The following is an 11,442-nucleotide window of genomic DNA, read 5'->3' as shown; positions in this document are numbered from 1 at the left end:
CCCCCAGCCCCCGCCGCCGAAGCAGCCGCCGAAGCCGAGAGCGAGACCGACCATGAGTAGCGACACCGCCACAGCCGGCCCGTCGCCGTCCGGCGTCATCCACGACATCGGCTACCGCACCTACTCCGGCGAGCGCGTGGGCCGCCTGGGCATCGTCCGGGCCCTGTACTGGCACAGCCTGCGCTCGGCCTGGGGCCTGGGCCGGGGCCCGCGCGCGAAGATCGTGCCCTTCATGGCCCTGGTCATCATGTCCCTGCCGGCCATCGCGAACGCCTTCTCGGTGTCCAAGACCGGCGTCCACGCCATCCGCTACGACGAGTACATGTACAGCTTCCAGCTCGTCCTGGTCCTCTACCTGGCGGCCGTGACCCCGGAGCTGATCTCCCGCGACATCCGCAACCGCACGCTGCCGCTGTACTTCTCCCGGCCGCTGCGCCGCACCGACTATCCGATCGCGAAAGTCAGTGCCCTGATCACCGCGATGCTGGTGCTCACCGCGGCCCCGGAGATCATGCTCTACGTCGGCACCATCGGCTCGCTGCACGGCGGTTCGGCCGTCTGGCGCGAGACCCGGGCCTTCATCCCCGGCCTGGAGCTGGCGCTGCTCTACTCGGTGGTGTTCAGCATCCTGGCCGCCGTCCTGTCCTGCTTCACCGGCCGCCGCGCCTTCGCCACCGGCGCCGTCGCGGTGTTCTTCTTCGGCACCTACGTCATCTCCTCGGCGATGGTCCGCCTCACCGGCTACCGTCCGCACTACGTCCACGACGGCGGCCCGGACGGCAGCGGCTACTTCGTGAAGCCGTCCTCGCCGGGCATGGGCCCGAAGATCTCCGGACTGCTGGACCCCGCGAACCTGTTGGAGGGCCTCAAGGAGTGGGTGGTCGGCAGCGCTCCGAAGAACGCCGACGTCCCCTACCCGGGCAGTTTCGGAATCGTGTACCTGGCCGTGCTCGTCGTGCTGTGCGCGCTGGCCGCCTTCCTCCTGATTCGCCGCTACCAGAAGGCGAGCCTGCTGTGAGCATCGACGAAATCCCCGTGCAGCGCGAGGCCGAGCGGCCGCTGCCGACGCCGAACGGCGGTCCGGCCGAGATCGTGCTGGACAACGTGACCCACTGGTACGGCAACGTGGTCGCGGTCAACGACATCACGATGACCATCGGCCCCGGCGTGACCGGACTGCTCGGCCCGAACGGGGCCGGCAAGTCCACGCTGCTGCACCTGGTCTCCGGGTTCCTGGCGCCCTCGCGCGGCACGGTCTCGGTGGCCGGCCGGACCGCGTGGCACAACCCGGGCATCTACCAGGTGATCGGCCTGGTGCCCGAGCGCGACTCGGTCTACGCCTTCCTGACCGGCCGGCAGTTCGTCACCGCGACGGCCAAGCTGCACAAGCTGCCCGACGTGGCCGCCGCGGTGGCCCGCGCGCTGCACATGGTCGAGCTGGACACCGAGGCCGCCGACCGCCGCATCGACACCTACTCCAAGGGCATGCGCCAGCGGATCAAGGTGGCCGCCGCGCTCGTCCACGAACCGCGGGTACTGCTGCTGGACGAGCCGTTCAACGGTATGGACCCGCGCCAGCGCATGCACATGATGGACCTGCTGCACCGGCTCGGCGACGCCGGCCACACCATCGTGTTCTCCTCGCACATCCTGGAGGAGGTCGAGCGGCTCAGCGGCACGGTGCAGGTGATCGTGGCCGGCCGGCTGGCCGCCTCCGGCGACTACCGCACCATCCGCCGGCTGATGACCAGCCGCCCGCACGTGTTCCAGGTCGCCTCCAGCGACGACCGGACGCTGGCCTCGGCGCTGATCGGCCGGCAGTCGGTGAACGGCGTGGAGCTGAATCCCGCCGGCGGCCTGGAGGTGCGGGCCGGCGACTACGGCGCGTTCAGCCGGGAGCTGGCGACGGTGGCGCGCGAGCACGGCGTGCGGCTGCGCACCGTGCTGCCCGCCGACGAGTCGCTGGAGTCCGTGTTCGCCTATCTCGTGGCGTCGTAAGGAGCTGACACCCATGTCGACCGTCTTCAATCCCACGATCGCCGCCATCACGCTGCGCGGCCTGCTGGGCCGGCGCCGCTCGCTGCTGATCGCCCTGCCCTCGGTGCTGCTGCTGGCCCTGACCATCGGGCTGCGCGCGGCCACCAACATCAACAGCTCGCACGACTTCGGCTGGCCCGGCGTGGTGCTCGGGCAGATCGGCCTGGTCACCCTGCTGCCGCTGACCGCGATGATCATCGGCACCTCGGTGCTGGGCACCGAGGTCGACGACTCCTCGATCCTGCACCTGCTGGCCACCCCGGTCAGCCGGGCCACGGTGATGTTCACCAAGTGGATCGTGGCCTGCGGAGCGACCCTGGTGTTCGCCGTCGTCCCGATCGCGATCGCCGCCTTCATCGGCACCTCCAGCTACGTCGACAACCCCGGCCCGCTGGACATGACGTTCACGCCGATCAAGGGCGACACCTCCGAGGCGATCGGCGTGATCGTCGCCGCCGCGGTCGGGGCCGTCGTCTACAGCGCGTTCTTCCTGTTCCTGTCGGTGGTGACCAAGCGCTCGGTGGCCGTGACCCTGATCTACATCCTGGTCTGGGAGAGCCTGCTCACCCGGTTCGTCAGCGGTCTGCGGCTGCTGTCGATCGGCCAGTACGAGCTCGGGATCGCCGACGGCATCGGGCATCTGCCGAACCTGAACTCCAACCTGACGGTGAGCACGTCGGTGCTGATGTCGGTGGTGTTCACCGTCGTGGCACTGGGCTACGGAACGCGGCGGTTGCAGTCGTTCCGGGTATCCGGCGAAGCGGCGTGATGCCCGGGATCGCAAAGGAATCTGCAAACTCCTGACCGGTCCGGAGTGAGAACGCGCATTCGGGAATAGGCTCCGCGCATGGAAAGCGTGCGTCGCGAGCCTGTTCCCGTCCTGCGTCGCCTGGTGCACCACTACCACGGCTTCCAGCTCCCGGACGCGGCCGCCCGGGCGCGCCTGGAGATCCCCTCCGGCGCCGTCACGCTCCTCATCGCCTTCGCCGAGCCGATCCGCATCGGCCTGGCCTCCGAAGGCGAATCCCGTGTCTACCAAAGGGGTTCGTTCCTGTCGGCCGGCCGGGCCGTGGCGGCCGTCGGCCGCCACCGCGGCCGCATCCACGGCATGGAAGTCACCCTCAACCACACCGGCGCGCACCACATCCTCGGTCTGCGGATGGCCGAGCTGTCCGACGGTTTCCCGACGCTGGGCGAGGTGCTGGGCCGGGAGGGCGATCTGCTGGTCGAGCAGTTGGCGGGCCTGCCGACCTGGGAGGCGCGCTTCGCCCGGCTCGACGCGTATCTGACCCGGCGCGCCGCCGATTCGCCGGTCCTGCCGGCCTGGCAGGTGCGGCGGGCGACCCGGCTGGTGGCCGCCGGCTGGCCGCTGCGCGACATCCAGCGAGACGTCGGCTGGGGCGATCGGCATCTGCGCGCGCGGTTCCTGGAACAGGTCGGCATGTCGCCGAAGGCGATGGCGCGCGTGCTGCGATTACAGACCGCCCTGCGCGCGCACCTAGCGGGCCGCAGCTGGGCCCAGGCCGCGATCCTGGCGCGCTACCACGACCAGGCGCACCTGGCGCACGACGTCAAAGCGATCACCGGGTTGACGCCGGGGCGGTTGGCGGAGCTGCGGCGCGGCGCCCCACCGGGCTCCGCGCTCGACCGGCTTCCCGGACGGGTGACCAGCGTGTTGCTGGGCTGACGGCCGCCGCTGCGCGCCGGCCGTGTCCACCCCGGCCGGCACCGGCGCGGCCTTGGCAACATTCGGTCCGAACCGAACCCGTCGGAAAACCCCTCCGTCTCTTCCCAACCGCCCCGGCCACCCGCGCCGCGGCGGTACCGGGGCCGCCCAGCCCGGGCCGGCCCCGGTACCGTCCCCCCGCACCGGGAGGCCGGCGTGGTCGTCAGGATGACCGGTGGCGGCTGCCCGTGTCTTGTAGAAATCGGAGACGGCCTGCTCAACGGTTCCAACCGATCCGCGCCGATCCGCATTGAGTACAGGTGAGCGGGGTCGACGACACGGGAGGGCAGGGCCGATGAGCGACGAGGACGAGTTCCGGGAGTTCGCCGCGAGCCGCCAGAAACAGCTGCTGCGCAGCGCGTATCTGTTGTGCGGGAACTGGCACAGCGCTGAGGACCTGGTGCAGACCGCCTTCGGGCAGATGTTCCGGTCCTGGCGCCGGGTGCGGCGCGTGGAGTATCCGGACGCCTATGCCAAACAGGTCCTGTATCGCTGCCATCTGACGGCCAACCGCAAGAAGCGGTTCGCGACGGTGCCGATCGAATCGGTGCCGGACCTGGCCGCGCCCGGCGCCGGGTTCGGCGCCGGTTTCGACGACGGCAGCGTGGCCGTGCTCACCGAGGCGCTGGCCCGACTGCCGGACCGGGCCCGGGCGGTGGTGGTGCTGCGGTTCTGGGACGACTACTCGGTCGCGCAGACCGCCGACGCCCTCGGGATATCGCAGGGGACTGTGAAGAGCCAGACGGCACGGGCCCTGGCGCTGCTCCGGACCCGGATCGGCGACTCGCTCAACGACATCCGTCAAGACTGACGAAGGAGGACTCCATGACGGAGCAGGACACCGAGCGGGTCAAAGCCCTGTTCGACCAAGCCGACCTGGACGACGTGCCCACCACCCGGGACCTGATCGGCCCGGCCGTCGCCTGGGGGCACGGCCGGCGCCGCCGCGACCGGTGGACCGCCGTGGGCGTGACCGGTGCGGTGGCCGCGGTGGCGGTCGCCGGGGTGGTGGCGTTGCGGCCCGGCGCTGACGGCGCGGCACCGGTCGGGCCGGGGTCGTCGATGTCCGCCCCGCAGGCCTCGCCATCCATTCAGCGGGAGCTCACGACGCTGCGTCCCTTCCTACCGGCGGGCTATTCCCTCACCTGCCAGAACACCGAGGGCGCCTTCTGCGAGATGTTCGTGCTCACCGGCCCGACCGGCGGCACGAGTTTGATGCAGTGGAGCGCGGGCGTGGACCTCCCGCCGCCGGCCGGGCCGACCACGCTCGTGGACGCGGTGCACATCCACAAGGCCACGGCGCTTCTCCCCGTGGGAGCCGGCGCCCGAACCTTCGCCAACGGTTCCATGGCGATCTCGGCTTATGACGTCGAGGCGCGGAACATGGCCTCCGCCGCCGCCCACGATCTGACCGACCCGGCGGAGATCGTCTACAACCAGGTGGCCTACACCTTCACCCCCAAGGGATCGACGCGGACCTACGGCATCAGCATGTCTGAATTGGTCAAGGAGCTGCCCTGGAAGAACGGCAAGTCGGAGTTCCCCGACGACCACGCGCGTCTGGGCTACAACCCGGACGGTCCGGTCCTGAGCCCTGAGCAGTTCGACCAGATGGCGAGCGCTCCCGGCCTGCGGGCCGCACTCGATCAGGTGGTGATCTGGGGGAATCAGCGGTGATCACGATGCGCGGGCCGAGACTCGACTTCGACCCGCGTTTCCCCTTGTCCGGCAACGGCGATCACGGCTTGCGCAGCCGCACCCGCTCCACCCGGTGATCAGCACCCTTACGCAATACCAGCCGCGCCCGGCCCCGGGTCGGCAGGATGTTGTCCATCAGATTCCGCTCGTTGATCGACGTCCAGATCTCGGCGGCCAGGCCGCGCGCGGCGTCGTCGGACAGCGAGGCGAACCGGTGGAAGTACGACTGCGGGTCGCTGAAGGCGGTGGAGCGCAGCGCCAGGAACCGGTCGGTGTACCAGCGCTTCAGATCCGAGCGCCGGGCGTCGAGGTAGATGGAGAAGTCCAGGAAGTCCGAAACCGCCAGCGAGGTCCGGCCGTCGGCGCGGGTGCGGGCCGGCTGCAACAGGTTCAGGCCCTCCACCAGCAGGATGTCCGGCCGCTTCACCTCCACGCCCTCGTCTTTGACGATGTCGTAGACCAGGTGCGAGTACACCGGCGCCTGGACCGCTTCCTGCCCGGACTTCACCGCCGACAGGAAGCGCAGGAACGCGCGCTGGTCATAGGACTCCGGGAAGCCCTTGCGGCCCATCAGTCCTTGCCGTTCCAGCTCCGCGTTCGGATACAGGAACCCGTCGGTGGTGATAAGGCCCACTTCCGGATGGTCCGGGCTGCCCGCCAGCAGTTCGCGCAGCGTGCGGGAGAACGTGGACTTGCCGACCGACACCGAGCCGGCGATGCCGATCACGAACGGCGGCGCGGTCTGCGGCGTCCACTGTCCCTGCCGGTCCGCGCCGCCGGACCTGGCGCCGGCGGCGAAGGCGGCGATCGTGCCGCGCAGTTGCGAGGTGGCCCGGACATACATGCTCAGCAGCTGCGTCAGCGGCAGGTAGACGTCGCGCACCTCTTCGACATCGGTGACGTCCAACAGACCGCGGAGCCGGTCGATGTCGGGCTCGGTCAGCAGCAGCGGGGTCCGGTCGCGCAGGGCGGCCCACTCCTCGCGGCTGAACTCCAGGAAGGGGCTGGGAGCAGACGGGGCGGCATTGGTCACCCGGCCAAGCCTACCGACCGGTAGTGGTGCGGATTCGCGGCCCGATTGGTCTGTACCAATCCAGGTCACCGGGTATACCACTATGCTCTGGCCCATGTGCGGAATCGTGGGTTACGTCGGCTCCCAGCAAGCCCTGGGCATCGTCATAGAGGGTCTGCGTCGGATGGAGTACCGGGGCTACGACTCGGCGGGCATCGCCGTGGTCGACCGGTCCGGGGCCGACGCCCGCCTGGCCGGAGCCAAGAAGGCCGGGAAGCTGGCGAACCTGGAGAAGGAGCTCGACGTCCGGCCGCTGCCGGCGTCGACCACGGGCCTGGGCCACACCCGCTGGGCCACGCACGGCGGGCCCACCGACGGCAACGCCCACCCGCACTTCAGCGACAGCGCCGGGGTCTACACCGACCTCACCGGCAAGGTGGCCGTCATCCACAACGGCATCATCGAGAACTTCGCCCGGCTCAAGGCCGAGCTGGCCGCCGAGAACGTGACGTTCCTGTCCGAGACCGACACCGAGGTCGTCGCGCACCTGCTGGCCCGGGACTTCGACGAGGCCGGCGACGGCGACCTGGGCGCCGCGATGCGCCGGGTGGTGAACCGGCTGCAGGGCGCGTTCACCCTGGTCGCGGTGCACGCCGACGCCCCGGACGTGGTGGTCGGCGCCCGCCGCAACTCCCCGCTGGTGATCGGCGTCGGCCAGGGCGAGGCGTTCCTGGCCTCCGACGTCTCGGCCTTCATCGCGCACACCCGCGAGGCCATCGAGATGGGCCAGGACCAGGTCGCCGAGATCTTCCGGGACGGCTCGGTGCGGATCACCACCTTCGACGGCGAGGTCGTCGAGGGCAAGCGGTTCCACGTCTCCTGGGACGCCTCGGCCGCCGAGAAGGGCGGCTACGACTGGTTCATGCAGAAGGAGATCGCCGAGCAGCCGCAGGCGGTCGCCGACACCCTGCTGGGCCGGGTGAACGGCCAGGGCAGGCTGAAGCTCGACGAGATGCGGCTCTCCGAGGACGAGCTGCGCGCCATCACCAAGATCATCGTGGTCGCCTGCGGTACCGCCTACCACGCCGGCCTGATCGCCAAGTACGCCATCGAGCACTGGACCCGGGTCCCGGTCGAGGTCGAGCTGGCCAGCGAGTTCCGCTACCGGGACCCGATCCTGACCAAGGACACGCTGGTGATAGCGATCTCGCAGTCCGGCGAGACCATGGACACCCTGATGGCCATCCGGCACGCCCGCGAGCAGCACTCCCGGGTCCTGGCGATCTGCAACACCAACGGCTCCACCATCCCGCGCGAGTCCGACGCCGTGGTCTACACCCACGGCGGCCCGGAGATCGGCGTGGCCTCCACCAAGGCGTTCCTGACCCAGCTCACCGCCTGCTACCTGGTCGGGCTGTACCTGGCGCAGGTGCGCGGGGTGAAGTTCAACGACGAGGTCGCCGAGGTCCTGACCCAGCTGTCGGACTCCCCGGCGGCGATCGCCGAGACCCTGAACCGGATGGAGCCGGTGCGCAAGCTGGCCCGCTCCATGGTCGGCGCCCGCACGGTGCTGTTCCTGGGCCGGCACGTCGGCTACCCGATGGCGCTGGAGGGCGCGCTCAAGCTCAAGGAGCTGGCCTACATCCACGCCGAGGGCTTCGCCGCCGGCGAGCTCAAGCACGGGCCGATCGCGCTGATCGAGCAGGACCTGCCGGTGGTGGTCGTGGTGCCCTCGCCCAAGCGGCCGCTGCTGCACGACAAGATCGTCTCCAACATCCAGGAGATCCGGGCCCGCGGCGCCAAGACCATCGTCATCGCCGAGGACGGCGACGACGTGGTGGCCCCCTACGCGGACTTCCTGTTCCACGTCCCGGAGCTGCCGATCCTGCTCCAGCCGCTGGTGGCGACCGTCCCGCTCCAGGTGTTCGCCGCGGAGTTGGCGGACGCCCTGGGCTACGACGTCGACCAGCCGCGTAACCTGGCGAAGTCGGTCACTGTGGAGTAAGGACGCGCATGATCCTGGGTGTGGGTATCGACGTGGTGGACGTCGAACGGTTCGCGGTGTCGTTGGCCCGCACCCCGGCTCTGCGGGAGAAGCTGTTCACGCCCGCGGAACGGGAGCGCGGCACGGCCTCGCTGGCCGCGCGGTTCGCGGCGAAGGAGGCGCTGGCCAAGTCGCTCGGCGCCCCGCGGGGCCTGCGCTGGCACGACGGCGAGGTCGTGACGCTGCCGGACGGCCGCCCGGAGCTGCGGGTGACCGGGACGGTCGCGGCGCTCGCCGAGGAGCGGGGGATCCGGGCGTTCCATGTGTCGCTGTCGCACGATGCCGGGATCGCTTCGGCGGTGGTGATCGCTGAGGGGTGATTTTCACCCTTCGGCAGTCGGCCCCGCGGCAGTCAGCACGGCGGTCGGCCCCGAGACGGTCAGGCCCGCAGCAGCCGGCCTCGCGGCAATCAGCCCCGCGGCAGCCAGTCTCGCGGCAATCAGCCGCGTGGCAGTGCCCGCCGCTGGCGCCGCCGCTGCATGAACCGCGGCAGCCGCCGCACCCGCAGGTTCGCGTGCTCCGCCCGGCCGCTGAGGATCAGCCGGATCGCGTCGGGCGTGGCCGGCCCGAGATCGGGCTGTCCGAGGTTGGCGTGCCGGGTGGCCAAGCCCGAGGTGTCCAGCGTCGTCCCGGACGGCACGACGAACCGCAGGTTGCCGTGCCGCACGTCCAGCACCACCTCGACCTCGCGCGCCCCGCTGAACACCGCCTCGGTGAAGTCGAGCAGGACGTTGCCGTGCCGCACCGCGATGTTCAGCCGCCGCGGCACCAGCCAGGCGCCGCGCTTGTGCGTGTTCCCGTGCGTGATGTCGATGTTCTGCGAGGCCTCCGCCTCGGTCCGGCGCGCCGGGTGCGCCGGCCGCGACGACGCCGGCAGATCCTTGATCAGCACGTCCAACTCGCCGAACGTCCGGGCGTTCATCGCCGCCTCGATGCGCTGGTCGAGCTCGTCCCCGTCGATGCGCCCGTCCCCGGCGGCCACCCGCAGCTGGTCGACGACGAGGTCGCGGTCTTCATGTGACGCGCGCAACTCGGCCCGCGATAGTTCCTCCCCTGACATGCCGGAGATCCTAGACGATTGTCCAGCGGGCAGGTCGCGGTGAGCCCACCACAGTTGGCGCCCCGCCCCGGGACACGCCAGGGTGGAAGCATGCTGACGGCGCACTCGGTCGACCAGGTCCGGCACGCGGAGGCGGCGCTGATGGCGCGCCTGCCCGAGGGCGAGCTGATGCAGCGCGCGGTCGCGGGCCTGACCTCGGAGTGCGTCCGGCTGTTGGGACGGGTTTACGGGGCGCGGGTGCTCGTGGTCGCCGGAAGCGGAGACAACGGAGGCGACGCGCTCTACGCCGCCGCGCGCTTGGCCCGGCGCGGCGCCGCGGTCGAGGCGGTGCTGCTCGACGAGGCGCGGGCGCACGCCGGGGGCCTGGCGACGCTGCGGGCCGCCGGCGGACGGGTGAGCGCGGCCGGCCAGTGGCGCCTCGGGCGCTTCGCTGCCAACGGCGCAGGTGCCGACCTGGTGCTGGACGGTGTGGTCGGGATCGGGGGACACGGCGGGTTGCGGCCCGCCGCGGCCGCGGTCTTCGAGCAGATCCCCTCCGATTCCGTCGTCGTCGCGGTCGACCTCCCCAGTGGCGTCGACGCCGACACCGGCGAGGTCTCCGGCCCGGCGGTCCACGCCGACGTCACCGTCACCTTCGGCACTTACAAGCCCGGCCTGCTCATCTCCCCGGGTGCCGAACACGTCGGCGACCTCCGCTTCGTCGACATCGGCCTGGCGCCCTACCTCGAAGGCGCCCCGGTCCTGGAAGCATTCGAGCCCGCCGACGTCGAAGCGCTCCTGCCCATGCCCTCCGCCGAGAGCAACAAGTACCGGCGCGGCGTCGTCGGCATCGCCGCCGGCTCCCCGCGCTACCCCGGCGCCGCCGTCCTGGCGACCGGTTCGGCCCTGCGCAGCGGGGTGGGCGCCGTCCGCTTCGTCGGCGAACCCGAGGTCTGCGACGGCGTCCTGGCCCGCTACCCCGAGGTGCTGATCGGCGACGGTCGCGTCCAGGCCTGGGTGGTCGGCCCCGGCATCGGCCCGGACCGCGCCGACCGCGTCGCCACGGCGCTCGCCGCCGAAGTCCCGGTCCTGGTCGACGCCGACGGTCTGGCCGCGGTCAAGCCCCTGGACCGCTCGCATCCGACGCTGCTCACCCCGCACGCCGGCGAGGCGTCCCGGCTTCTCGGCGAGCCCTGGACGGTCGAGGAGATCGAGGCCCATCGCCTGGCCGCCGTCCGCGAACTCGCCGACCGCTTCGGCTGCACCGTCCTGCTGAAGGGCTCGACCACCCTCATCGCCGATCCCGGCCGCGCTACCGGCGGTGCTACCGACGGCGCCACCGGCCGCGCCGCCATCCGCGTCAACCGGACCGGCGTCCCGGCCCTGGCCACCGCCGGTTCCGGTGACGTCCTGGCGGGCCTGGCAGGCGGCCTCCTGGCGGCCGGCCTGCATCCGCTCGACGCCGCGAGCGCTGCCGCCTACCTCCACGGCCAAGCCGCGCTCGACGTCCTCCGTGCCCACCCCGGACGCCAACTCATCGCCGGCGACCTCGTCGACGCTCTGACAGCGGCTCGTCCCGCGGGACCCGCCGCCGAGTCTCACTGAGGCGCGCGCACCGTCCGGAAGCTCCGCGACACCAGGCACACCAACGCCAGCGCCTCGACCGATCCGCTGAGCACGAACGCCGTCGACACGCCGACCAGCCCCACCGCCACGCCCATCAGCCCCATCGTCAGCGGCACGATGCCCAACGAGATCAGGGTCGTGACGCTGCCCACGCGGCCCCGGAACGCGTCGTCGCACTCGGTCTGCATCACGACGGTCGCCGGCACCCCCATCGCGCTCGACAACACGCCGACCGCCCCGGCCGCCGCCACCGCATACGC

Annotated in this window: 11 protein-coding genes and 1 pseudogene; 9 read left to right on the top strand and 3 right to left on the bottom strand. The window is 71.3% G+C overall.

The window, feature by feature from the left end; translation table 11 throughout:
- Positions 1–52: 52 nt before the first annotated feature.
- From IZR01_RS43505 to IZR01_RS43480, 6 genes are all read left to right on the top strand, one after another.
- Positions 53–1,018 (top strand): ABC transporter permease, encoded by a 966-nt coding sequence (locus tag IZR01_RS43505; RefSeq protein ID WP_194895882.1) that lies wholly within the window; start codon positions 53–55, stop codon positions 1,016–1,018.
- Positions 1,019–1,035: 17 nt separating this feature from the next.
- Positions 1,036–1,998, top strand: a complete 963-nt coding sequence (locus IZR01_RS43500) for an ABC transporter ATP-binding protein (RefSeq protein ID WP_438939644.1) — start codon at positions 1,036–1,038, stop codon at positions 1,996–1,998.
- A 13-nt stretch (positions 1,999–2,011) separates the two neighbouring features.
- Positions 2,012–2,806, top strand: coding sequence for an ABC transporter permease (locus IZR01_RS43495; protein WP_194927244.1), 795 nt, complete (start codon positions 2,012–2,014; stop codon positions 2,804–2,806).
- Between the two features lie 78 nt (positions 2,807–2,884).
- Positions 2,885–3,724 (top strand): helix-turn-helix domain-containing protein, encoded by an 840-nt coding sequence (locus tag IZR01_RS43490; RefSeq protein WP_194895880.1) that lies wholly within the window; start codon positions 2,885–2,887, stop codon positions 3,722–3,724.
- A 334-nt stretch (positions 3,725–4,058) separates the two neighbouring features.
- Positions 4,059–4,574 (top strand): SigE family RNA polymerase sigma factor, encoded by a 516-nt coding sequence (locus tag IZR01_RS43485; RefSeq protein ID WP_194927243.1) that lies wholly within the window; start codon positions 4,059–4,061, stop codon positions 4,572–4,574.
- 14 nt (positions 4,575–4,588) lie between these two features.
- Positions 4,589–5,440, top strand: a complete 852-nt coding sequence (locus IZR01_RS43480; protein ID WP_194927242.1) for a hypothetical protein — start codon at positions 4,589–4,591, stop codon at positions 5,438–5,440.
- A gap of 61 nt (positions 5,441–5,501) precedes the next feature.
- Here the strand turns inward: IZR01_RS43480 and coaA are convergent, their stop codons facing one another.
- A complete protein-coding gene (coaA, locus tag IZR01_RS43475; protein WP_323746424.1) occupies positions 5,502–6,494 on the bottom strand; it encodes a type I pantothenate kinase in 993 nt (330 codons plus the stop codon).
- A gap of 94 nt (positions 6,495–6,588) precedes the next feature.
- On the opposite strand from coaA, the gene glmS reads away from it, so the two are divergent.
- Together glmS and IZR01_RS43465 are read left to right on the top strand one after the other, a co-directional pair.
- Positions 6,589–8,478: a glutamine--fructose-6-phosphate transaminase (isomerizing) gene (glmS, locus tag IZR01_RS43470; protein WP_194927241.1), complete on the top strand. Its 1,890-nt coding sequence runs from the start codon at positions 6,589–6,591 to the stop codon at positions 8,476–8,478.
- An 8-nt stretch (positions 8,479–8,486) separates the two neighbouring features.
- Positions 8,487–8,837, top strand: a complete 351-nt coding sequence (locus IZR01_RS43465; protein ID WP_194895875.1) for a holo-ACP synthase — start codon at positions 8,487–8,489, stop codon at positions 8,835–8,837.
- Positions 8,838–8,956: 119 nt separating this feature from the next.
- Here IZR01_RS43465 and IZR01_RS43460 read toward each other — a convergent pair whose 3' ends face one another.
- Positions 8,957–9,577 (bottom strand): DUF1707 SHOCT-like domain-containing protein, encoded by a 621-nt coding sequence (locus IZR01_RS43460; RefSeq protein WP_194927240.1) that lies wholly within the window; start codon positions 9,575–9,577, stop codon positions 8,957–8,959.
- Positions 9,578–9,667: 90 nt separating this feature from the next.
- Here IZR01_RS43460 and IZR01_RS43455 point away from each other — a divergent pair, with 90 nt between their 5' ends.
- Entirely contained in the window at positions 9,668–11,161 is a 1,494-nt protein-coding gene (locus IZR01_RS43455) for an NAD(P)H-hydrate dehydratase (RefSeq protein ID WP_194927239.1), read from the top strand.
- Here the strand turns inward: IZR01_RS43455 and IZR01_RS43450 are convergent.
- Positions 11,155–11,442, bottom strand: a pseudogene (locus IZR01_RS43450) (MFS transporter); the annotation flags it as partial. The gene IZR01_RS43455 and the pseudogene IZR01_RS43450 sit on opposite strands and share 7 nt — an antisense overlap.

The organism is Catenulispora pinisilvae (assembly GCF_015356865.1).
Taxonomy (GTDB): Bacteria; Actinomycetota; Actinomycetes; order Streptomycetales; family Catenulisporaceae; genus Catenulispora; species Catenulispora pinisilvae.
This window is presented reverse-complemented; position numbering and strand designations above follow the sequence as displayed.